General features: G+C 66.9%; 20 protein-coding genes. 18 read left to right on the plus strand and 2 right to left on the minus strand.

The genetic code is table 11. The features are described from left to right. Positions 1–511: 511 nt before the first annotated feature. From rpoB to tuf, 6 genes are all read left to right on the plus strand, one after another. On the plus strand, positions 512–3,994 hold the full coding sequence (gene rpoB, locus AB0435_RS18850) for a DNA-directed RNA polymerase subunit beta (RefSeq protein WP_366003527.1): 3,483 nt from the start codon (positions 512–514) through the stop codon (positions 3,992–3,994). Positions 3,995–4,117: 123 nt separating this feature from the next. After that, a complete protein-coding gene (locus AB0435_RS18855; RefSeq protein WP_366003528.1) occupies positions 4,118–8,017 on the plus strand; it encodes a DNA-directed RNA polymerase subunit beta' in 3,900 nt (1,299 codons plus the stop codon). A 437-nt stretch (positions 8,018–8,454) separates the two neighbouring features. Next, positions 8,455–8,826, plus strand: a complete 372-nt coding sequence (gene rpsL, locus AB0435_RS18860) for a 30S ribosomal protein S12 (protein WP_003948652.1) — start codon at positions 8,455–8,457, stop codon at positions 8,824–8,826. Positions 8,827–8,828: 2 nt separating this feature from the next. After that, positions 8,829–9,299, plus strand: coding sequence for a 30S ribosomal protein S7 (gene rpsG / locus AB0435_RS18865; RefSeq protein ID WP_030368420.1), 471 nt, complete (start codon positions 8,829–8,831; stop codon positions 9,297–9,299). 39 nt (positions 9,300–9,338) lie between these two features. Next, the gene (gene fusA, locus AB0435_RS18870; protein WP_366003530.1) at positions 9,339–11,462 is read left to right on the plus strand and encodes an elongation factor G; all 2,124 of its coding nucleotides are present in this window, start codon (positions 9,339–9,341) and stop codon (positions 11,460–11,462) included. A gap of 183 nt (positions 11,463–11,645) precedes the next feature. Further along, the gene (gene tuf / locus AB0435_RS18875) at positions 11,646–12,839 is read left to right on the plus strand and encodes an elongation factor Tu (protein WP_366003531.1); all 1,194 of its coding nucleotides are present in this window, start codon (positions 11,646–11,648) and stop codon (positions 12,837–12,839) included. Between the two features lie 95 nt (positions 12,840–12,934). Here the strand turns inward: tuf and AB0435_RS18880 are convergent, their stop codons facing one another. Both AB0435_RS18880 and AB0435_RS18885 read right to left on the minus strand, forming a co-directional pair. Then, a complete protein-coding gene (locus tag AB0435_RS18880; protein WP_366427456.1) occupies positions 12,935–13,798 on the minus strand; it encodes a metallophosphoesterase in 864 nt (287 codons plus the stop codon). A gap of 123 nt (positions 13,799–13,921) precedes the next feature. Then, on the minus strand, positions 13,922–16,036 hold the full coding sequence (locus AB0435_RS18885; protein ID WP_366003533.1) for a PIG-L family deacetylase: 2,115 nt from the start codon (positions 16,034–16,036) through the stop codon (positions 13,922–13,924). Between the two features lie 612 nt (positions 16,037–16,648). Between AB0435_RS18885 and rpsJ the strand changes: the two genes are divergently transcribed. From rpsJ to rplN, 12 genes are all read left to right on the plus strand, one after another. Then, positions 16,649–16,957, plus strand: coding sequence for a 30S ribosomal protein S10 (gene rpsJ, locus AB0435_RS18890; protein ID WP_003948644.1), 309 nt, complete (start codon positions 16,649–16,651; stop codon positions 16,955–16,957). A gap of 13 nt (positions 16,958–16,970) precedes the next feature. Next, positions 16,971–17,615: a 50S ribosomal protein L3 gene (rplC, locus tag AB0435_RS18895; protein WP_366003534.1), complete on the plus strand. Its 645-nt coding sequence runs from the start codon at positions 16,971–16,973 to the stop codon at positions 17,613–17,615. A 7-nt stretch (positions 17,616–17,622) separates the two neighbouring features. Further along, positions 17,623–18,273 (plus strand): 50S ribosomal protein L4, encoded by a 651-nt coding sequence (gene rplD, locus AB0435_RS18900; RefSeq protein ID WP_366003535.1) that lies wholly within the window; start codon positions 17,623–17,625, stop codon positions 18,271–18,273. Then, positions 18,273–18,605, plus strand: coding sequence for a 50S ribosomal protein L23 (rplW, locus tag AB0435_RS18905; protein ID WP_116212450.1), 333 nt, complete (start codon positions 18,273–18,275; stop codon positions 18,603–18,605). The genes rplD and rplW overlap by 1 nt, the downstream gene beginning before the upstream one ends. A 39-nt stretch (positions 18,606–18,644) precedes the next feature. After that, entirely contained in the window at positions 18,645–19,481 is an 837-nt protein-coding gene (rplB, locus tag AB0435_RS18910; protein WP_366003536.1) for a 50S ribosomal protein L2, read from the plus strand. A gap of 12 nt (positions 19,482–19,493) precedes the next feature. Next, positions 19,494–19,775: a 30S ribosomal protein S19 gene (gene rpsS, locus AB0435_RS18915; RefSeq protein ID WP_366003538.1), complete on the plus strand. Its 282-nt coding sequence runs from the start codon at positions 19,494–19,496 to the stop codon at positions 19,773–19,775. Positions 19,776–19,817: 42 nt separating this feature from the next. Then, on the plus strand, positions 19,818–20,165 hold the full coding sequence (gene rplV / locus AB0435_RS18920; RefSeq protein WP_004571827.1) for a 50S ribosomal protein L22: 348 nt from the start codon (positions 19,818–19,820) through the stop codon (positions 20,163–20,165). After that, positions 20,165–20,992 carry a 30S ribosomal protein S3 gene (gene rpsC / locus AB0435_RS18925; protein ID WP_366003539.1) on the plus strand — a complete coding sequence of 276 codons (828 nt, stop codon included), beginning with the start codon at positions 20,165–20,167 and terminating at the stop codon, positions 20,990–20,992. Before rplV ends, rpsC begins: the two co-directional genes overlap by 1 nt. Positions 20,993–20,997: 5 nt before the next feature. Beyond that, positions 20,998–21,417, plus strand: a complete 420-nt coding sequence (gene rplP, locus AB0435_RS18930; protein WP_116212444.1) for a 50S ribosomal protein L16 — start codon at positions 20,998–21,000, stop codon at positions 21,415–21,417. After that, positions 21,417–21,641: a 50S ribosomal protein L29 gene (rpmC, locus tag AB0435_RS18935; RefSeq protein WP_116212442.1), complete on the plus strand. Its 225-nt coding sequence runs from the start codon at positions 21,417–21,419 to the stop codon at positions 21,639–21,641. Before rplP ends, rpmC begins: the two co-directional genes overlap by 1 nt. After that, positions 21,641–21,922, plus strand: coding sequence for a 30S ribosomal protein S17 (gene rpsQ, locus AB0435_RS18940; protein WP_235484793.1), 282 nt, complete (start codon positions 21,641–21,643; stop codon positions 21,920–21,922). Before rpmC ends, rpsQ begins: the two co-directional genes overlap by 1 nt. Positions 21,923–22,057: 135 nt before the next feature. Continuing rightward, positions 22,058–22,426, plus strand: a complete 369-nt coding sequence (gene rplN / locus AB0435_RS18945; RefSeq protein WP_099199421.1) for a 50S ribosomal protein L14 — start codon at positions 22,058–22,060, stop codon at positions 22,424–22,426. Positions 22,427–22,429 lie beyond the last annotated feature (3 nt).

Genomic DNA, 22,429 nt, shown 5'->3' on the forward strand with positions numbered 1-22,429 from the left:
CGGGTGGTCGCCCTTGGGCGTTCCCGCGACGGCTGCCTTGCCCCGGGCGCGGGGGCGAGTATGGTGATCTTCGTTGTCCGCCGGAAGCGCGTGAGAGGGAGCCGGTCCGGCGGCCGTGGGGACGCCACGGGAGGCGTCCGGAGGCCGAGGGGCCTTGACGAACGGCACGCCGCGCGCAATTCTCAGGACGCGTCGTCACATCGATCCGCAGCCGAGGCATGGATCGACGGCGAAGAGGGAAGCCTTGCTCCAGGCAATGAGGAACAACAGGATCCCGGAGGGAGAGATTGGTATCGCACCGGTCTCCGGAAATCCGCTCTGGACATCAGTGGGCCAAGTGGCTACACTGACCCTTTGCGCTGCCTGTTAGCTGCTCCCTGCCCGTCACCAGGGGCATGCCCACTGTCGAGCACTGCCGATGGAAACCCGCTGACCTGGGATTTCCTATCCAATTGCACGCAGTGGGGCCGGTACGCGCGTAGTGAGTCCGAGCCCTCGGAAGGACCCCCTCTTGGCCGCCTCGCGCAACGCCTCGACTGCCAATACGAACACCGGCGCCAGCACCGCCCCGCTGCGCATCTCTTTTGCGAAGATCAAGGAGCCCCTCGAGGTTCCGAACCTCCTTGCGCTGCAGACCGAGAGCTTCGACTGGCTGCTCGGCAACGCCGCCTGGAAGGCTCGCGTCGAGGCTGCGCTGGACAGCGGTCAGGACGTCCCCACCAAGTCCGGTCTGGAGGAGATCTTCGAAGAGATCTCCCCGATCGAGGACTTCTCCGGGTCGATGTCGCTGACCTTCCGCGACCACCGCTTCGAGCCGCCGAAGAACTCCATCGACGAGTGCAAGGAGCGCGACTTCACGTACGCGGCCCCGCTCTTCGTCACGGCTGAGTTCACCAACAACGAGACCGGCGAGATCAAGTCGCAGACGGTCTTCATGGGCGACTTCCCGCTCATGACCAACAAGGGCACCTTCTGCATCAACGGCACCGAGCGTGTCGTCGTCTCGCAGCTGGTCCGCTCGCCGGGCGTCTACTTCGACTCCTCCATCGACAAGACGTCCGACAAGGACATCTTCACCGCCAAGATCATCCCGTCCCGGGGTGCCTGGCTGGAGATGGAGGTCGACAAGCGCGACATGGTCGGTGTCCGCATCGACCGCAAGCGCAAGCAGTCCGTGACCGTCCTGCTCAAGGCTCTCGGTTGGACGACCGAGCAGATCCTCGAGGAGTTCGGCGAGTACGAGTCCATGCGCGCCACCCTGGAGAAGGACCACACCCAGGGCCAGGACGACGCGCTGCTCGACATCTACCGCAAGCTGCGCCCGGGCGAGCCGCCGACGCGCGAGGCCGCGCAGACGCTGCTCGAGAACCTCTACTTCAACCCCAAGCGCTACGACCTCGCGAAGGTCGGCCGCTACAAGGTGAACAAGAAGCTCGGCGCGGACGCCCCCCTCGACGCCGGTGTGCTGACCGTCGACGACGTCATCGCGACGATCAAGTACCTGGTCAAGCTGCACGCGGGTGAGCTGGACACGGTCGGCGAGAACGGCACCTCGATCGTCGTCGAGACCGACGACATCGACCACTTCGGCAACCGTCGTCTGCGCAACGTCGGCGAGCTCATCCAGAACCAGGTCCGCACGGGTCTGGCTCGTATGGAGCGCGTCGTCCGCGAGCGGATGACCACCCAGGACGTCGAGGCGATCACGCCGCAGACCCTGATCAACATCCGGCCGGTCGTCGCCTCCATCAAGGAGTTCTTCGGCACCAGCCAGCTGTCCCAGTTCATGGACCAGACGAACCCGCTGTCGGGCCTGACCCACAAGCGCCGTCTGTCCGCGCTGGGCCCCGGCGGTCTGTCCCGTGAGCGGGCCGGCTTCGAGGTGCGAGACGTTCACCCGTCGCACTACGGCCGCATGTGCCCGATCGAGACGCCCGAAGGCCCGAACATCGGTCTGATCGGCTCGCTCGCCTCGTACGGCCGCGTCAACGCCTTCGGCTTCGTCGAGACCCCGTACCGCAAGGTCGTGGGCGGTGTCGTCACCGATGACGTGGACTACCTGACTGCCGACGAGGAAGACCGCTTCGTCATCGCCCAGGCGAACGCCCCCCTCACCGAGGACATGCGTTACGCCGAGTCCCGCGTGCTGGTCCGCCGCCGTGGCGGCGAGATCGACTACATCGCCGGCGACGACGTCGACTACATGGACGTCTCCCCGCGCCAGATGGTGTCGGTCGCGACCGCCATGATCCCCTTCCTCGAGCACGACGACGCCAACCGCGCGCTCATGGGATCGAACATGATGCGCCAGGCCGTTCCGCTGATCAAGGCGGAGGCCCCGCTGGTCGGCACCGGCATGGAGTACCGCTGCGCGGTCGACGCCGGTGACGTCATCAAGGCGGAGAAGGACGGTGTGGTCCAGGAGGTCTCCGCGGACTACGTCACCGTCGCCAACGACGACGGCACGTACAACACGTACCGGGTCGCCAAGTTCTCCCGCTCCAACCAGGGCACGTCCTTCAACCAGAAGGTCGTCGTGGACGAGGGCGCCCGCGTCATCTCCGGCCAGGTGCTCGCCGACGGTCCGTCCACGGACGAGGGCGAGATGGCGCTCGGCAAGAACCTGCTCGTGGCGTTCATGCCGTGGGAGGGTCACAACTACGAGGACGCGATCATCCTGTCGCAGCGCCTCGTGCAGGACGACGTCCTCTCCTCGATCCACATCGAGGAGCACGAGGTCGACGCCCGTGACACCAAGCTCGGCCCGGAGGAGATCACCCGGGACATCCCGAACGTCTCCGAGGAGGTCCTCGCCGACCTCGACGAGCGCGGCATCATCCGTATCGGTGCCGAGGTCGTCGCCGGCGACATCCTCGTCGGCAAGGTCACGCCCAAGGGTGAGACCGAGCTGACGCCGGAGGAGCGCCTGCTCCGCGCGATCTTCGGTGAGAAGGCCCGTGAGGTCCGTGACACCTCGCTGAAGGTGCCGCACGGTGAGATCGGCAAGGTCATCGGCGTCCGCGTCTTCGACCGCGAAGAGGGCGACGAGCTGCCGCCGGGCGTGAACCAGCTGGTCCGCGTCTACGTCGCGCAGAAGCGCAAGATCACCGACGGTGACAAGCTCGCCGGCCGCCACGGCAACAAGGGTGTCATCTCCAAGATCCTTCCGGTCGAGGACATGCCCTTCCTCGAGGACGGCACCCCGGTCGACATCATCCTCAACCCGCTCGGTGTCCCGTCCCGAATGAACCCGGGACAGGTCCTCGAGATCCACCTCGGCTGGCTCGCCAGCCGCGGCTGGAAGGTCGAGGGCGACGAGGACTGGATGAAGCGGCTCCAGGCGATCGGCGCCGACGAGGTCGCCGCCGGCACCAACGTCGCGACCCCGGTCTTCGACGGCGCCCGCGAGGACGAGATCGCCGGTCTCTTCGAGTCGACGATCCCCAACCGCGACGGTGACCGCCTGGTCCTGCCCTCCGGCAAGGCCCGGATGTTCGACGGCCGCTCCGGCGAGCCGTTCCCGGACCCGATCTCGGTCGGGTACATGTACATCCTCAAGCTGCACCACCTGGTCGACGACAAGCTGCACGCCCGCTCGACCGGTCCGTACTCCATGATCACCCAGCAGCCGCTGGGTGGTAAGGCCCAGTTCGGTGGCCAGCGCTTCGGTGAGATGGAGGTGTGGGCGCTGGAGGCATACGGCGCCGCCTACGCCCTCCAGGAGCTGCTGACCATCAAGTCCGACGACGTCACCGGCCGCGTGAAGGTCTACGAGGCCATCGTCAAGGGCGAGAACATCCCCGAGCCCGGCATTCCCGAGTCCTTCAAGGTGCTCATCAAGGAAATGCAGTCGCTGTGCCTCAACGTGGAGGTGCTGTCCTCGGACGGCATGTCCATCGAGATGCGCGACACGGACGAGGACGTCTTCCGCGCGGCGGAAGAGCTCGGTATCGACCTGTCCCGGCGCGAGCCGAGCAGCGTCGAAGAGGTCTGACGGGTCTGGTGGGGGGCTTCTACGGAAGCCCCCCACCGTCCCCGGACCCCCAGACCATGATGTAGAGCCCACTAACTCGCTGGCGCGAGGGGGCACAAACCCTGAAAGAGGGATTGACGAACAGTGCTCGACGTCAACTTCTTCGACGAGCTGCGGATCGGCCTGGCGACCGCGGACGACATCCGAACCTGGTCCCACGGCGAGGTCAAGAAGCCGGAGACCATCAACTACCGCACCCTGAAGCCCGAAAAGGACGGACTCTTCTGCGAGAAGATCTTCGGTCCGACCCGGGACTGGGAGTGCTACTGCGGCAAGTACAAGCGTGTCCGCTTCAAGGGCATCATCTGTGAGCGCTGTGGCGTCGAGGTCACGCGCGCCAAGGTGCGCCGTGAGCGGATGGGCCACATCGAGCTCGCCGCCCCCGTCACCCACATCTGGTACTTCAAGGGCGTCCCGTCGCGCCTGGGCTACCTGCTCGACCTCGCCCCGAAGGACCTCGAGAAGGTCATCTACTTCGCCGCCTACATGATCACGTGGGTGGACGAGGAGCGCCGCACGCGCGACCTGCCCTCGCTGGAGGCCCACGTCTCCGTCGAGCGCCAGCAGATCGAGCAGCGCCGCGACGCCGACCTGGAGGCCCGCGCCAAGAAGCTCGAGGCCGACCTGGCCGAGCTGGAGGCCGAGGGTGCCAAGGCCGACGTGCGCCGCAAGGTGCGCGAGGGCGCCGAGCGTGAGATGAAGCAGCTGCGCGACCGTGCGCAGCGCGAGATCGACCGCCTCGACGAGGTGTGGAGCCGCTTCAAGAACCTCAAGGTCCAGGACCTCGAGGGCGACGAGCTGCTCTACCGCGAGCTGCGCGACCGCTTCGGCACCTACTTCATGGGTGCGATGGGCGCCGCCGCGCTGCAGAAGCGCCTGGAGTCCTTCGACCTCGACGAGGAGGCCGAGCGCCTCCGCGAGATCATCCGGACCGGCAAGGGCCAGAAGAAGACCCGTGCGCTCAAGCGCCTCAAGGTCGTCTCCGCCTTCCTGCAGACCCGCAACAGCCCCAGCGGCATGGTGCTCGACTGCATCCCCGTGATCCCGCCGGACCTGCGTCCGATGGTGCAGCTGGACGGTGGCCGCTTCGCGACCTCCGACCTGAACGACCTGTACCGCCGTGTGATCAACCGCAACAACCGCCTCAAGCGTCTCCTTGACCTCGGTGCCCCCGAGATCATCGTGAACAACGAGAAGCGGATGCTGCAGGAGGCCGTCGACGCGCTGTTCGACAACGGCCGCCGCGGTCGCCCGGTCACCGGTCCCGGTAACCGCCCGCTGAAGTCCCTCAGCGACATGCTGAAGGGCAAGCAGGGTCGTTTCCGTCAGAACCTGCTCGGCAAGCGTGTGGACTACTCCGCGCGTTCCGTCATCGTCGTCGGTCCGCAGCTGAAGCTGCACCAGTGCGGTCTGCCCAAGGCCATGGCGCTGGAGCTCTTCAAGCCGTTCGTGATGAAGCGCCTGGTCGACCTGAACCACGCGCAGAACATCAAGTCGGCCAAGCGCATGGTCGAGCGCGGCCGCACCGTCGTGTACGACGTCCTCGAAGAGGTCATCGCCGAGCACCCGGTGCTGCTGAACCGTGCGCCCACGCTGCACCGCCTCGGCATCCAGGCCTTCGAGCCGCAGCTGGTCGAGGGCAAGGCCATCCAGATCCACCCGCTCGTCTGCACCGCGTTCAACGCGGACTTCGACGGTGACCAGATGGCCGTCCACCTGCCGCTCTCCGCGGAGGCGCAGGCCGAGGCCCGCATCCTGATGCTGTCCTCGAACAACATCCTCAAGCCGGCCGACGGCCGTCCGGTCACCATGCCGACCCAGGACATGGTGCTCGGTCTGTTCTTCCTCACCACCGACGAGGCGGAGCGCAAGGTCATCGGCGAGGGCCGGTCCTTCGGCTCGACGGCCGAGGCGATCATGGCGTTCGACGCCCGTGAGCTCTCGCTCCAGGCGAAGGTCGACATCCGCTTCCCGATCGGCACCGTCCCGCCGCGTGGCTGGACCCCGCCGGCGCAGGAAGAGGGCGAGCCGGAGTGGCAGCAGGGTGACACCTTCCGCCTGCGGACGACCCTGGGCCGCGCGCTCTTCAACGAGCTGCTGCCCGAGGACTACCCGTTCGTCGACTACTCGGTGGGCAAGAAGCAGCTCTCCGAGATCGTCAACGACCTGGCCGAGCGCTACCCCAAGGTCATCGTGGCGGCGACGCTCGACAACCTGAAGGCGGCGGGCTTCCACTGGGCGACCCGTTCCGGCGTCACCGTGTCGGTCTCCGACATCGTCGTTCCCGAGGCGAAGAAGGAGATCGTCAAGGGCTACGAGGCGCAGGACGAGAAGGTCCAGAAGCAGTACGAGCGCGGTCTGATCACCAAGGACGAGCGCACGCAGGAGCTCATCGCGATCTGGACCAAGGCGACCAACGAGGTCGCCGAGGCGATGAACGCGAACTTCCCCAAGACGAACCCCATCTTCATGATGGTTGACTCGGGTGCCCGAGGAAACATGATGCAGATGCGTCAGATCGCCGGTATGCGTGGTCTGGTGTCGAACGCGAAGAACGAGACCATCCCGCGACCCATCAAGGCGTCGTTCCGTGAGGGTCTGTCCGTGCTGGAGTACTTCATCTCCACCCACGGTGCCCGTAAGGGTCTCGCGGACACCGCCCTGCGTACCGCCGACTCGGGTTACCTGACCCGTCGTCTGGTGGACGTCTCGCAGGACGTGATCATCCGCGAGGAGGACTGCGGCACCGAGCGTGGCCTCAAGCTGCAGATCGCGTCCAAGGGTGCCGACGGCGTGCTCCGCAAGGCGGACGACGTCGAGACCAGCGTCTACGCCCGCATGCTCGCCGAGGACGTCGTCGTCGACGGCAAGGTCATCGCGCCGGCCAACGTCGACCTGGGCGATGTGCTCATCGACCAGCTCGTCGCCCACGGCGTCGAGACGGTCAAGACCCGCTCGGTCCTCACCTGTGAGTCCGCGGTCGGCACCTGTGCCTTCTGCTACGGCCGTTCGCTGGCCACCGGCAAGCTGGTCGACATCGGTGAGGCCGTCGGCATCATCGCGGCCCAGTCCATCGGTGAGCCGGGTACCCAGCTGACGATGCGTACCTTCCACACCGGTGGTGTGGCCGGTGACGACATCACCCAGGGTCTGCCCCGTGTCGTCGAGCTCTTCGAGGCCCGTACGCCCAAGGGTGTCGCCCCGATCTCGGAGGCGGCCGGCCGCGTCCGTATCGAGGAGACCGAGAAGACCAAGAAGATCGTCGTCACCCCGGACGACGGCTCCGAGGAGACCGCCTTCGGCATCTCCAAGCGTGCCCGTCTGCTGGTCAGTGAGGGTGAGCACGTCGAGGTGGGCCAGAAGCTCACCGTGGGTGCCACCAACCCGCACGACGTTCTGCGCATCCTGGGTCAGCGCGCCGTCCAGGTCCACCTGGTCGGCGAGGTCCAGAAGGTCTACAACTCGCAGGGTGTGTCGATCCACGACAAGCACATCGAGATCATCATCCGGCAGATGCTGCGCCGCGTGACGATCATCGAGTCCGGCGACGCGGAGCTGCTGCCGGGCGAGCTCGTGGAGCGCTCGCGCTTCGAGGGCGAGAACCGTCGTGTGGTCACCGAGGGCGGTCACCCCGCCTCCGGCCGTCCGCAGCTGATGGGTATCACCAAGGCCTCGCTCGCCACCGAGTCGTGGCTGTCGGCGGCGTCCTTCCAGGAGACGACCCGGGTGCTCACCGACGCGGCGATCAACGCCAAGTCGGACTCCCTGATCGGCCTCAAGGAGAACGTCATCATCGGTAAGCTCATCCCGGCCGGTACGGGCCTGTCCCGCTACCGCAACATCCGGGTGGAGCCCACCGAGGAGGCCAAGGCCGCGATGTACTCGGCCGTCGGTTACGACGACATCGACTACTCGCCCTTCGGCACCGGCTCCGGCCAGGCGGTCCCGCTGGAGGACTACGACTACGGTCCGTACAACCAGTAAGTCGCAAGTCGAACGCACAGGGCGGCCATCCCTTTCCGGGGGTGGCCGCCCTGCGGCGTGTTGTCACTCTCACTCGTTCGGCCGGTAGAGTGATCGTCATCTTCGGCGACGCCCCGGTCACCCGTGCGGGGCCCGGGGAAACGGGCCCCGAGCTGCGCCGTGCCGCGCGCGCCGGGGTGTCCACCGCGTGTGCATTTGTTTTGACCGCAGCCCATGCGCTAGGTACGCTCTGACCTTGTGCCTGGGGTGTCCCTGGGCTCTCGTGCGTGCCTTTAGACCGTGCGGGAGACCCGGACCGTCAGCGGTCCGAGACACCGAAATCTGCGCCTAGCCGTCTTCGGCGGTGGTCTGCAGCCTTCGACACACCCGACCGCGTGGGTCGGTGGTAGCTCCCAGGTTAGTTTTATCGTGATCGGCACACAGAAACCGGAGAAACGGTGCCTACGATCCAGCAGCTGGTCCGAAAGGGCCGGCAGGACAAGGTCGAGAAGAACAAGACGCCCGCGCTCGAGGGTTCGCCCCAGCGTCGTGGCGTCTGCACGCGTGTTTTCACGACCACCCCGAAGAAGCCGAACTCGGCGCTCCGTAAGGTCGCGCGTGTGCGTCTGACCTCCGGCATCGAGGTCACCGCTTACATTCCGGGTGAGGGCCACAACCTGCAGGAGCACTCGATCGTGCTCGTGCGCGGTGGCCGTGTGAAGGACCTGCCGGGTGTTCGCTACAAGATCATCCGCGGCTCCCTCGACACGCAGGGCGTCAAGAACCGTAAGCAGGCTCGCAGCCGCTACGGCGCCAAGAAGGAGAAGTAAGAATGCCTCGTAAGGGCCCCGCCCCGAAGCGCCCGGTCATCATCGACCCGGTCTACGGTTCTCCTCTTGTCACCTCCCTGATCAACAAGATCCTGCTGCACGGAAAGCGCTCCACCGCCGAGCGCATCGTGTACGGCGCCATGGAGGGTCTGCGCGAGAAGACCGGTAACGACCCGGTCATCACCCTCAAGCGCGCCCTCGAGAACGTCAAGCCGGCTCTTGAGGTCAAGTCCCGCCGTGTCGGTGGCGCCACCTACCAGGTGCCGGTCGAGGTCCGTCCGGGCCGCGCCTCCACCCTCGCGCTCCGCTGGGTCGTGGGTTACTCCCGCGCCCGTCGCGAGAAGACGATGACCGAGCGCCTCATGAACGAGCTCCTGGACGCCTCCAACGGTCTGGGCGCTGCGGTCAAGAAGCGTGAGGACACGCACAAGATGGCCGAGTCCAACAAGGCCTTCGCGCACTACCGCTGGTAGTCGCTACCCCCATCGAGAACCGAGAGAAGACTGAGCCATATGGCCACCACTTCGCTTGACCTGGCCAAGGTCCGCAACATCGGGATCATGGCCCACATCGACGCGGGCAAGACGACCACCACCGAGCGGATCCTGTTCTACACCGGTGTTTCGTACAAGATCGGTGAAGTCCACGACGGCGCTGCCACGATGGACTGGATGGAGCAGGAGCAGGAGCGCGGCATCACGATCACGTCTGCCGCGACGACCTGCCACTGGCCGCTGAACGACGTCGACCACACCATCAACATCATCGACACCCCGGGCCACGTCGACTTCACCGTCGAGGTGGAGCGTTCGCTGCGCGTCCTCGACGGTGCCGTGACGGTGTTCGACGGCGTCGCCGGTGTTGAGCCCCAGTCCGAGACCGTTTGGCGTCAGGCGGACCGCTACGGCGTTCCGCGTATCTGCTTCGTCAACAAGCTCGACCGCACGGGTGCCGAGTTCCACCGCTGCGTCGACATGATCGTCGACCGCCTCGGTGCGGTGCCGCTGGTCATGCAGCTGCCGATCGGTGCCGAGGCCGACTTCAAGGGCGTGGTCGACCTCGTCCAGATGAAGGCGCTGGTCTGGTCCGCCGAGGCCGCCAAGGGCGAGATGTACGACGTCGTCGACATCCCGGCCACGCACACCGAGGCCGCCGACGAGTGGCGCGGCAAGCTCCTCGAGGGCGTCGCCGAGCACGACGACGAGATGATGGAGCTGTTCCTGGAGGGCAAGGAGCCCACCGAGGAGCAGCTGATGGCGGCCATCCGCCGCATCACGCTGGCCTCCAAGGGCAGCGCCGACTCCGTCACCGTCACCCCGGTGTTCTGTGGCACCGCGTTCAAGAACAAGGGCGTTCAGCCCCTGCTCGACGCGGTCGTGCGGTACCTGCCGTCGCCGCTGGACATCGAGGCTGTTGAGGGCCACGCGGTCAACAACGCCGACGAGGTCGTGAAGCGCAAGCCGTCCGACGACGAGCCGTTCGCCGGCCTTGCCTTCAAGATCATGAGCGACCCGCACCTCGGCAAGCTCACCTTCGTCCGGGTTTACTCGGGCCGCATGGAGACCGGCACCCAGGTGCAGAACTCCGTGAAGGGCAAGAAGGAGCGCATCGGCAAGATCTACCGGATGCACGCGAACAAGCGTGAGGAGATCGAGTCGGTGGGTGCCGGTGACATCGTCGCCGTCATGGGTCTGAAGCAGACCACCACCGGTGAGACCCTCTGCGACGCGGCGAAGCCGGTCATCCTCGAGTCCATGGACTTCCCGGCCCCGGTGATCCAGGTCGCCATCGAGCCGAAGTCCAAGGGCGACCAGGAGAAGCTGGGTGTCGCCATCCAGCGTCTCGCCGAGGAGGACCCGTCCTTCCAGGTCCACACGGACGAGGAGACGGGCCAGACCATCATCGCGGGTATGGGCGAGCTGCACCTCGACGTGCTGGTCGACCGTATGCGCCGTGAGTTCCGCGTCGAGGCGAACGTCGGCAAGCCGCAGGTCGCGTACCGCGAGACGATCCGCAAGGCCGTCGAGCGCATCGACTACACGCACAAGAAGCAGACTGGTGGTTCCGGCCAGTTCGCCAAGGTGCAGATGGCCATCGAGCCCCTCGAGGGCGATGGCTACGAGTTCGAGAACAAGGTCACCGGTGGCCGCATCCCGCGGGAGTACATCCCGTCCGTGGACGCGGGTTGCCAGGAGGCCATGGAGTTCGGCGTGCTGGCCGGCTACCCGCTGACCGGCGTGAAGGTGACGCTGCTCGACGGCGCCTACCACGACGTCGACTCGTCCGAACTCGCCTTCAAGATCGCCGGTTCCATGGCGTTCAAGGAGGGTGCTCGCAAGGCGTCCCCGGCTCTTCTCGAGCCGATGATGTCCGTCGAGGTCACCACCCCCGAGGACTACATGGGCGATGTGATCGGTGACATCAACTCCCGCCGTGGCCAGATCCAGGCCATGGAGGACCGTCACGGCGCCAAGCTCGTCAAGGGCCTGGTTCCGCTGTCGGAGATGTTCGGCTACGTCGGAGACCTCCGCAGCAAGACCTCGGGTCGCGCAAGCTACTCGATGCAGTTCGACTCCTACGCCGAGGTTCCGCGGAACGTCGCCGAGGAGATCATCGCGAAGGCCAAGGGCGAGTAACCGCGTCTCCGCACGCAAAGCTCACGCTTTAGGCTTTACACCGACTGTCGGGGCATTCCGGTGCGTACCGTGAGGAACGTGTTCCTTTCGATACGCGGCGGCTGCCCCGGCGGACGGCACCCCAGCAAAGATCACCTGGCGCCGATGAGTAAGGCGTACAGAACCACTCCGTAGGAGGACCCAGTGGCGAAGGCGAAGTTCGAGCGGACTAAGCCGCACGTCAACATCGGCACCATCGGTCACGTCGACCACGGTAAGACCACTCTTACCGCGGCGATCACCAAGGTGCTGCACGACGCGTACCCGGACCTGAACCCCTTCACGCCGTTCGACGAGATCGACAAGGCGCCCGAAGAGCGTCAGCGCGGTATCACGATCTCGATCGCTCACGTTGAGTACCAGACCGAGTCGCGTCACTACGCCCACGTCGACTGCCCCGGTCACGCGGACTACATCAAGAACATGATCACCGGTGCCGCCCAGATGGACGGCGCGATCCTCGTGGTCGCCGCGACCGACGGTCCGATGCCGCAGACCAAGGAGCACGTGCTCCTGGCTCGCCAGTCCGGCGTTCCGTACATCGTCGTCGCCCTGAACAAGGCCGACATGGTGGACGACGAGGAGATCCTGGAGCTCGTCGAGCTCGAGGTCCGTGAGCTCCTCAACGAGTACGAGTTCGACGGCGACAACACCCCCGTCGTCCAGGTCTCGGCGCTCAAGGCGCTCGAGGGCGACAAGGAGTGGGGCGAGAAGCTCCTCGGCCTCATGAAGGCCGTGGACGAGAACATCCCGCAGCCCGAGCGTGACGTCGACAAGCCGTTCCTGATGCCGATCGAGGACGTCTTCACGATCACCGGTCGTGGCACCGTCGTCACCGGTCGTATCGAGCGTGGTGTCCTGAAGGTCAACGAGACCGTCGACATCATCGGCATCAAGACCGAGAAGACCACCACCACGGTCACCGGCATCGAGATGTTCCGCAAGCTGCTCGACGAGGGCCAGGCCGGTGAGAACGTCGGTCTGCTCCTCCGTGGCATCAAGCGCGAGGACGTCGAGCGCGGCCAGTGCATCATCAAGCCGGGTTCGGTCACGCCGCACACCGAGTTCGAGGCCACGGCGTACATCCTGTCGAAGGACGAGGGTGGCCGTCACACCCCGTTCTTCAACAACTACCGTCCGCAGTTCTACTTCCGTACGACTGACGTGACCGGTGTTGTGACCCTCAAGGAGGGCACGGAGATGGTCATGCCCGGCGACAACGCCGAGATGACCGTTTCCCTGATCCAGCCCGTCGCCATGGAGGAGGGCCTGCGCTTCACCATCCGTGAGGGCGGCCGCACCGTCGGCGCCGGCCAGGTCACCAAGATCAACAAGTAAGTCTTCTTGCTTGAAGGTCTGACCTAGACGGTCAGGAGGGGCCCGCACATCTTCGGATGTGCGGGCCCTTCCGCTTTTTCACGCCTGTGCGGTGCTCACGCCTCGTACGGCAGGATCTGCCGCAGCAGGCCCCGGGGGTGGCCGCGGCGGCGCCACTCGCGCGGGTAGCCGATCGAGACCTCCTCGAAGCGGACGCCGTCGTACCAGGTGGTGCGGGGGATGTGCAGATGGCCGTAGACGACGGCGGCGGTGTTGAAGCGCCGGTGCCAGTCGCGGGTCAGCACGGTGCCGCACCACTGCGCGAACTCGGGGTACGTGAGGACGCCCGTGGGCTCGCGCACCAGCGGCCAGTGATTGACCAGGATCAGCGGCACCGACGGGTCGTGCGCGGCCAGCCGGGCCTCGGTGGCGGCCACCCGGGCGCGGCACCAGTCGTCGGCCGCCGGATAGGGCTCCGGGTGCAGCAGGTACTCGTCCGTGCACACGATGCCGGCCGCGTGGGCCTGTTCCAGGGACTCCCGCTTGGAGGCTGCGGTGGGGGTGCGGAAGGTGTAGTCGTAGAGCGTGAACAGCGGGGCGACGGCCACCGGCCCGCCCTCGCCCTCCCACACCGGATACGGGTCCTCGGGCGTGACCACGCCGAGGCGGCGGCAGAGCCCGACGAGGTGCTCGTAGCGCTCCTGGCCGCGCAGGGCCACCGGGTCGCCCGGGGGAGTCCACAGCTCGTGGTTGCCCGGCGCCCAGATCACCTTGGCGAAGCGGGAGGCGAGCAGCGCCAGGGCCCGCTCGACGTCGGCGGCCTCCTCGGCGACGTCCCCGGCCACGATCAGCCAGTCCTCGTCCGTGCCGGGGCGCAGGGACTCCATGATCGGTACGTTGTCGGTCATGCCGATGTGCAGGTCGCTGACGGCGAGGAGCCGCCGGCCGCTATCGGGTGATCCGGGAGTCGTCGACGGCATCGACGCAACGTAGCAAGGCCGCCCGCGCGCGGCAGCGATCTACGTCATGGCGTGGAATCGCTCGTACTGGGGAAAGGCATCGCCCCCGGAGGGTGAATTCCGGGGGCGATCGGCGGCTTGCCCTCAGCTGCTCGCGGGGCGCCAGGCCCAGGGGCTCGCGTCCGTGCCCATGGCCACCACGCACAGCTGGTGGCCCCCGTCGGTGAGCACCGCCGCGGTGCCCACGGCGACCTGGTCGGGCGCGGTCCTCGGCGAGGCGTCGCCGGAGCCGGCGTCCACCACCTGGAGCTTCCCGTCGACGGCCCGGCCCAGGACCGTCACGGTGTCGCTGGCGCCGCGTACGGCCAGGGTGTGGGCGTCGAGCGGGCCGTATCCCGAGAACTCCTTGAGCTCGGTGGTGGCGACGTCGTCGGAGCCGGGCTTGAAGCGGTAGACGGACGGCTGGACGGCCTCAGGGGTGCGGTAGACGACCGCGAGGCGCCCGTCCGGGTCCAGGGTGGCACCGGGGAGCCCGCCGGGCTGGGGGAGGCCCTTGAGGGGCATCGCGCGGACCGGCTTGTCCGGCGCGTCCTGGCTCCAGTGGTGCACGGTGTCCCGGCCGGTGCCGAAGACGTGCACCCGCTTGTCCTGGTCCAGGGTGACCGTCAGGCCGTCCTGGATCTCCTGGCCGTGCAGGCTCTGCCACTTGCCCCACTTGCCGTCGGCCTCGCGGACGCGGCTGGAGACGCCCTTGCCGGCGTTGCGCACGAAGAGGTGCACCCGGCCGTCCGGGGTGGCGATCGCGGCGGGCATGCCGACGCGGCGGCCGCGGTCGGCCTTGTGCTCGGGGTTGCCGAGCGGCTTCCAGTCGTCCTTGAACGCGCCGTCGGGGGAGCCCTGCTCCAGCACGACGATCTCGCGGGTGTCCGGCCGCCCCTGGCCCGCCAGGGCCGAGAACCGCAGGCCGAACAGCAGCCGCCGCCCGGCGGTGTCCTTGACGGAGGCCAGGGCGGGGGCGAGGGGGCCGCCGCCGAGGTTCTGCGGATCGCCCCAGCGGCCGCTCCCGGCGGACGTCTCCTGCCAGCGCACCGCCTGCAGGCCGAGCACGCCGTACGCCTCCAGACGGCCCGACTTGTCGGTGTCCGGGGCCGTCGTGGCGCCCTCGTAGCGGTAGTGCGTGGAGCGGATCCAGCCCTTGCGGTTCTTGATCGGGCGGTCGCCGCCCTGGCCGTAGTCGCCGCAGCCGGCGGGGTTGCCGCACTCCCACTTGGGGTCGCCGCCGTACGCCTCCACCAGGCGGTGCTTCTGCTCCACGACCTCGGGGGGCAGGTTGTGCGGCCAGCGCTGGTTGTAGTAGCCGCGGAACGCCGTGGTCACGAAGCGCGGGGTGTGCCCGTCACGCTTCGTGGCGTCGGCGACCCACTGCGACATCGCCTTCCAGGTGAAGAGCGCGGTCGGCGTGTGGTCGCGGTGGTCCGAGCAGGCGCCGTAGTCGTTGTCCTTGGGGTGCGTGGCGTCGTGGACCTGGTAGTCGGGGTCCGGGTCCATCGTGTGGATCACGGACGGCTTGAAGCGGTCCATGATCCCGGCCAGCGTGTCCACCAGCGTGCCGTGGGTGTACTTGCTCACCGTGGTGCACGGCGAGCCCGTGGCGACCATGCTCTGCATCTCGGCGGACGGGCGCTCCCAGAGCAGCGGCAGGCGCATCTCGTGGGCGGAGAGCATGGCGATGTTGAGGAAGACCAGCTGGGCGCGGCGGTTGCCGTTGGACAGCTCGTTGGTCTCCGCCTGGACGCCGTTGCCGAGGTCCAGGACGGACTTCTTCCAGCCGGTGAACTTGTCCACGCCCAGCATCTCGGCGTACGCCTGGCGGAGGCCCTGGTGGCGGGCCGAGGAGTAGCCGGCCTTGTCGGGCTTGCCCTTGGGCATGCCCTCGATCCAGTTCTGGCCCACGGCCTCGCCGGCCGTCACATAGACCGAGACGACGGGCACCCCGGACTCCACGATGTGCAGGGCGTCGGGGTTCATGAAGAACAGGTCGTCGTCGGGGTGCGCCATGACCTGGAGCAGCAGGGGGTTCTTCACACCGCTGAACGACTGCGTGGCATGGGGGTCCACCGCCCTTATCGGGCTGGCCGCCGCCTTCGGCTTGTGCGCGCCGCCGCCGCTGCTGCACCCCGCCGCGACCGCGAGGGAGGTGGCGGCCAGGCCGGCGAGCGCGGTCCGGCGGGATATCACCATGCGCTGTGAGGTGTTCAACTAAGTGACTCCGTCTCGTTGTGCAGCACGCAGTCCCCGGCTGCCCCAGCGTGTTAGGGGACGTGATGGGGAACGCGCGGGTTGCTCAAGACCACGGCAAACCACGGCAAAGGCGGGTAAGGCCACGGAGGCCCAGGGGGCCGGCGCGGCGGTCGGGTCGGCCGACCGCTGGTGGGCGGCCTGGGCCTACGCGACCATAGTGTCCCGTATGTCGGCGAGGTGGTTTGACAACTGAGCCGGTCGGGGTACCTTCTTCGGCTGCGATTGGCGCCCCTTCGGGGGCGTATGGCACACTGTTCAGGTTGCTCGGTTGTGAGCTGATGCTTGCGCGCCTCCCGCCGGGAGGACTGGAAGCGAGTCCCGCAGTACTCGTCACCCTTTTTCAGGGGTGGAAGTACGGGAATCTTCCGGGAAGCGTATGCGCGGCCCCGGCCAGGCGCCCGGTGGGTGTCCTTCCCCCACAACCCCCTTCACCAGGGATTTCCTTTTGGGGAATCTTCCGGAGGGGGCGCGACACGCCCGACCGCGTGGGTCGGAGAAGGACGGTGCCTCGCAAGAGGTGCGGCACACCGGGTCCCAGAGCGTTACGAGAGACAGGACTACGAAGTAGCCATGGCGGGACAGAAGATCCGCATCCGGCTCAAGGCCTACGACCACGAGGTCATCGACTCCTCGGCGAAGAAGATCGTCGAGACGGTGACCCGCACTGGTGCGTCGGTCGCAGGCCCGGTGCCGCTGCCCACTGAGAAGAACGTGTACTGCGTCATCAAGTCGCCGCACAAGTACAAGGACTCGCGCGAGCACTTCGAGATGCGCACGCACAAGCGCCTCATCGACATCCTCGACCCCACGCCGAAGACGGTTGACTCGCTCATGCGCCTCGACCTGCCGGCGGGCGTCGACATCGAGATCAAGCTCTGAGGTGACGCGCGAGATGGCAAAGAACATTAAGGGCGTCCTGGGCGAGAAGCTCGGCATGACCCAGGTCTGGGACGAGAACAACCGGGTCGTCCCGGTGACCGTCGTCAAGGCCGGGCCCTGTGTCGTCACCCAGGTCCGCACCAACGACAGCGACGGCTACGAGTCGGTCCAGATCGCCTTCGGCGAGATCGACCCGCGCAAGGTGAACAAGCCCCTCAAGGGTCACTTCGCCAAGGCCGACGTCACCCCGCGCCGCCACCTGGTGGAGCTGCGTACCGCTGACGCCAGCGAGTACACGCTCGGCCAGGAGATCACCGCTGCCGCGTTCGAGTCGGGCGTCAAGGTCGACGTCACCGGCAAGAGCAAGGGCAAGGGCTTCGCCGGTGTCATGAAGCGTCACAACTTCAAGGGCCTCGGCGCCGGTCACGGCACCCAGCGCAAGCACCGCTCCCCCGGTTCCATCGGTGGCTGCGCCACCCCGGGCCGCGTGTTCAAGGGCCTCCGCATGGCGGGCCGCATGGGCAACGAGCGGGTCACCACCCAGAACCTGACCGTCCACGCCGTTGACGCGGAGAAGGGCCTGCTCCTGATCAAGGGCGCGGTTCCTGGTCCGAACGGCGGCCTCGTCCTGGTCCGTACCGCGGCCAAGGGGGCCTGAGGTAACGATGAGCACCATTGACATCCTTTCGCCGGCAGGCGACAAGGCCGGGACCGTCGAGCTCCCCACGGAGATCTTCGACGCGAAGGTCAGCATCCCGCTGATCCACCAGGTCGTCGTCGCACAGCTGGCCGCGGCCCGTCAGGGCACGCACAAGACCAAGACCCGTGGCGAGGTCCGCGGCGGCGGCCGCAAGCCGTACCGCCAGAAGGGCACCGGTCGCGCCCGTCAGGGCTCGACCCGCGCGCCGCAGTTCGCCGGTGGTGGCGTCGTGCACGGTCCCGTGCCGCGTGACTACTCGCAGCGGACCCCGAAGAAGATGAAGGCCGCCGCCCTGCGCGGTGCCCTCACCGACCGGGCGCGCCACTCCCGCATCCACGTCGTCTCCGGCGTCGTCGAGGGTTCGGCCTCCACCAAGGCCGCCAAGACGCTGTTCGGCAAGATCTCGGAGCGCAAGAACCTGCTCCTGGTCGTCGACCGTGCCGACGAGGCCGCGTGGCTGTCCGCCCGCAACCTGCCCCAGGTCCACATCCTGGAGCCGGGCCAGCTGAACACGTACGACGTGCTCGTCTCGGACGACGTGGTCTTCACCAAGGCCGCTTTCGAGTCCTTCGTGGCCGCGAAGACGGCCGGCGAGCTCGAAGGGAGCGACGCCTGATGAGTGAGGCGACTGTCGCCGTGGTCACCAGCAAGACCTACACGGACCCCCGTGACATCCTGGTCAAGCCGGTGGTTTCGGAGAAGAGCTACGCGCTTCTCGACGAGAACAAGTACACGTTCATCGTCGACCCGCGCGCGAACAAGACCCAGATCAAGCAGGCCGTCGAGGCGGTCTTCTCGGTCAAGGTCACCGGGGTCAACACGATCAACCGTCAGGGTAAGCGCAAGCGCACCAAGACCGGTTTCGGCAAGCGCGCCAACACCAAGCGCGCCATCGTGACCCTCGCCGAGGGCGACCGAATCGACATCTTCGGCGGCCCGGTCTCCTAACGGAGTCCGAGTCGTCCGGAATCGGACGAGGACTGAGAAATGGGTATCCGCAAGTACAAGCCGACGACCCCGGGCCGTCGTGGCTCCAGCGTCGCCGACTTTGTCGAGATCACGCGGTCCACGCCGGAGAAGTCGCTGGTCCGCCCGCTGCACAGCAAGGGCGGCCGTAACAACGCCGGTCGTGTGACCGTTCGCCACCAGGGTGGTGGCCACAAGCGCGCCTACCGCGTGATCGACTTCCGTCGTCACGACAAGGACGGCGTGCCGGCCAAGGTCGCTCACATCGAGTACGACCCGAACCGCACCGCGCGCATCGCGCTTCTGCACTACGCAGACGGCGAGAAGCGCTACATCATCGCCCCCGCGAAGCTCCAGCAGGGTGACCGGATCGAGAACGGCCCCAAGGCCGACATCAAGCCGGGCAACAACCTTCCGCTGCGCAGCATCCCGGTCGGTACCACGATCCACGCGATCGAGCTCCGCCCCGGTGGCGGCGCCAAGTTCGCCCGCTCTGCCGGTTCGTCCGTGCAGCTGCTGGCGAAGGAGGGCCAGTACGCCCACCTGCGCATGCCGTCCGGTGAGGTCCGCCTGGTCGACGTCCGCTGCCGCGCCACCGTCGGCGAGGTCGGCAACGCCGAGCAGTCGAACATCAACTGGGGCAAGGCCGGCCGTATGCGCTGGAAGGGCGTTCGCCCGACCGTGCGTGGTGTGGCGATGAACCCGGTCGACCACCCGCACGGTGGTGGTGAGGGTAAGACCTCCGGTGGTCGCCACCCGGTCTCCCCGTGGGGTCAGAAGGAGGGTCGTACTCGTTCTCCCAAGAAGGCGAGCAACAAGTACATCGTCCGCCGCCGCAAGACGAACAAGAAGCGCTAGGAGCGGGTTTAGATGCCGCGTAGTCTCAAGAAGGGACCCTTCGTCGACGGCCACCTCATCAAGAAGGTGGATGTCCAGAACGAAGCTGGTACCAAGAACGTCATCAAGACCTGGTCCCGTCGCTCCATGATCGTGCCGGCCATGCTGGGCCACACGCTCGCGGTGCACAACGGCAAGACGCACGTCCCGGTGTTCGTCACCGAGTCGATGGTCGGCCACAAGCTCGGCGAGTTCTCGCCGACCCGCACCTTCCGCGGCCACGTCAAGGACGACCGCAAGTCGAAGCGCCGCTAAGGCGGGGTGTGAACGACTATGACTGACACCGAAGGGACAACCATGGAAGCCAGGGCCCAGGCGCGGTACATCCGCGTCACGCCCATGAAGGCCCGCCGCGTGGTGGACCTCATCCGTGGCATGGATGCCACGGAGGCTCAGGCGGTCCTGCGTTTCGCCCCGCAGGCCGCGAGCGTGCCGGTTGGCAAGGTGCTTGACAGCGCCATCGCCAACGCTGCACACAACTACGACCACACCGACGCCTCTTCGCTGGTCATCAGCGAGGCGTACGTGGACGAGGGCCCGACCCTGAAGCGGTTCCGTCCGCGCGCCCAGGGCCGTGCCTACCGGATCCGTAAGCGGACCAGCCACATCACCGTGGTCGTCAGCAGCAAGGAAGGAACCCGGTAATGGGCCAGAAGGTTAACCCGCACGGGTTCCGCCTCGGCATTACCACCGACTTCAAGTCGCGTTGGTACGCCGACAAGCTGTACAAGGACTACGTCAAGGAAGACGTTGCCATTCGTCGCATGATGACGAAGGGCATGGAGCGCGCCGGTATCTCGAAGGTTGAGATCGAGCGCACCCGCGACCGCGTCCGCGTCGACATCCACACCGCTCGTCCGGGCATCGTCATCGGCCGCCGCGGCGCCGAGGCCGACCGCATCCGCGGCGAGCTGGAGAAGCTGACCGGCAAGCAGGTTCAGCTCAACATCCTCGAGGTCAAGAACCCCGAGGTGGACGCTCAGCTGGTGGCCCAGGCCGTCGCCGAGCAGCTGTCCTCCCGCGTCTCCTTCCGTCGCGCCATGCGTAAGAGCATGCAGTCGACGATGAAGGCCGGCGCCAAGGGCATCAAGATCCAGTGTGGTGGCCGTCTCGGCGGCGCCGAGATGTCCCGCTCCGAGTTCTACCGCGAGGGTCGTGTGCCGCTGCACACGCTGCGCGCGAACGTGGACTACGGCTTCTTCGAGGCCAAGACGACCTTCGGTCGCATTGGCGTCAAGGTCTGGATCTACAAGGGCGACGTCAAGAACATCGCCGAGGTCCGCGCCGAGAACGCCGCGGCGCGTGCGGGCAACCGCCCGTCCCGTGGTGGCGCCCAGGACCGCCCGGCCCGCGGTGGCCGTGGTGGCGAGCGTGGCGGCCGCGGCCGCAAGCCGCAGCAGAACGCCGGTGCCGAGGCCCCCAAGGCCGAGGTCGCCGCTGCTCCGGCTGAGTCCACCGGAACGGAGGCCTGACCGACATGCTGATCCCTCGCAGGGTCAAGCACCGCAAGCAGCACCACCCCAAGCGACGTGGTATGGCCAAGGGTGGCACCGAGCTCGCTTTCGGTGAGTACGGCATCCAGGCCCTGACCCCGGCCTACGTGACGAACCGTCAGATCGAGTCCGCTCGTATCGCCATGACGCGTCACATCAAGCGTGGCGGCAAGGTGTGGATCAACATCTACCCCGACCGTCCGCTGACGAAGAAGCCGGCCGAAACCCGCATGGGTTCCGGTAAGGGTTCTCCGGAGTGGTGGGTCGCGAACGTTCACCCCGGTCGGGTGATGTTCGAGCTGTCCTTCCCGAATGAAAAGGTCGCCAAGGAGGCGCTCACCCGCGCCGCCCACAAGCTTCCGATGAAGTGCCGCATTGTTCGGCGCGAGGCAGGTGAGTCGTGATGGCCGCTGGTATCAAGGCGACCGAGCTGCGTGAGCTCAACGGCGAGGACCTCGTCGCGAAGCTCCGTGAGGCCAAGGAAGAGCTGTTCAACCTCCGCTTCCAGGCGGCGACCGGGCAGCTCGAGAACCACGGTCGGCTCAAGTCCGTCCGTAAGGACATCGCCCGGATCTACACCCTGATGCGCGAGCGCGAGCTGGGCATCGAGACGGTGGAGAGCGCCTGATGAGCGAGAAGAATGTGACTGAGACGAACGACCGCGGCTTCCGCAAGACCCGTGAGGGTCTCGTCGTCAGCGACAAGATGGACAAGACCGTCGTCGTCGCTGTCGAGGACCGTGTCAAGCACGCGCTGTACGGCAAGGTCATCCGCCGTACGAACAAGCTCAAGGCGCACGACGAGCAGAACGCTGCCGGCGTCGGCGACCGCGTCCTCATCATGGAGACGCGTCCGCTGTCGGCGAGCAAGCGCTGGCGCATCGTCGAGATCCTCGAGAAGGCCAAGTAAGGAAATTCCCGCAAGGGAATTCCGCAATTACCGTCTGAGGGGGTTTCCCCTCGGATAAGTTCCGCCAGGCTCGGCGTGGGGTCTCGATCCGTTCGAGACCCCCGCCGGGAACCGGCAGACGATCAGGAGATAGACGTGATCCAGCAGGAGTCGCGACTTCGGGTCGCCGACAACACTGGTGCCAAGGAGATCCTTTGCATCCGTGTTCTCGGTGGTTCGGGTCGCCGCTACGCGGGCATCGGTGACGTCATCGTCGCCACCGTCAAGGACGCGATCCCCGGTGGCAACGTGAAGAAGGGTGACGTCGTCAAGGCCGTCATCGTTCGCACCGTCAAGGAGCGCCGCCGTCCGGATGGCTCGTACATCCGCTTCGACGAGAACGCCGCTGTCGTTCTCAAGAACGACGGTGACCCCCGCGGCACCCGTATCTTCGGCCCCGTGGGCCGAGAGCTGCGCGAGAAGAAGTTCATGAAGATCGTCTCGCTCGCGCCGGAGGTGCTGTAACCG

The organism is Streptomyces sp. NPDC051173 (assembly GCF_040689515.1).
Taxonomy (GTDB): domain Bacteria; phylum Actinomycetota; class Actinomycetes; order Streptomycetales; family Streptomycetaceae; genus Streptomyces.

Coding starts and splice junctions, on each gene's coding strand:
- rplP (WP_116212444.1), top strand. CDS start 20,998: ATGCTGATCCCTCGCAGGGTCAAGCACCGCAAGCAGCACCACCCCAAG.
- rpsS (WP_366003538.1), top strand. CDS start 19,494: ATGCCGCGTAGTCTCAAGAAGGGACCCTTCGTCGACGGCCACCTCATC.
- rpsJ (WP_003948644.1), top strand. CDS start 16,649: ATGGCGGGACAGAAGATCCGCATCCGGCTCAAGGCCTACGACCACGAG.
- AB0435_RS18880 (WP_366427456.1), bottom strand. CDS start 13,798: ATGCCGTCGACGACTCCCGGATCACCCGATAGCGGCCGGCGGCTCCTC.
- rpsC (WP_366003539.1), top strand. CDS start 20,165: ATGGGCCAGAAGGTTAACCCGCACGGGTTCCGCCTCGGCATTACCACC.
- rplW (WP_116212450.1), top strand. CDS start 18,273: ATGAGTGAGGCGACTGTCGCCGTGGTCACCAGCAAGACCTACACGGAC.
- rpmC (WP_116212442.1), top strand. CDS start 21,417: ATGGCCGCTGGTATCAAGGCGACCGAGCTGCGTGAGCTCAACGGCGAG.
- rpsG (WP_030368420.1), top strand. CDS start 8,829: ATGCCTCGTAAGGGCCCCGCCCCGAAGCGCCCGGTCATCATCGACCCG.
- rpsQ (WP_235484793.1), top strand. CDS start 21,641: ATGAGCGAGAAGAATGTGACTGAGACGAACGACCGCGGCTTCCGCAAG.
- rplB (WP_366003536.1), top strand. CDS start 18,645: ATGGGTATCCGCAAGTACAAGCCGACGACCCCGGGCCGTCGTGGCTCC.
- rplV (WP_004571827.1), top strand. CDS start 19,818: ATGGAAGCCAGGGCCCAGGCGCGGTACATCCGCGTCACGCCCATGAAG.
- fusA (WP_366003530.1), top strand. CDS start 9,339: ATGGCCACCACTTCGCTTGACCTGGCCAAGGTCCGCAACATCGGGATC.
- rplD (WP_366003535.1), top strand. CDS start 17,623: ATGAGCACCATTGACATCCTTTCGCCGGCAGGCGACAAGGCCGGGACC.
- rplC (WP_366003534.1), top strand. CDS start 16,971: ATGGCAAAGAACATTAAGGGCGTCCTGGGCGAGAAGCTCGGCATGACC.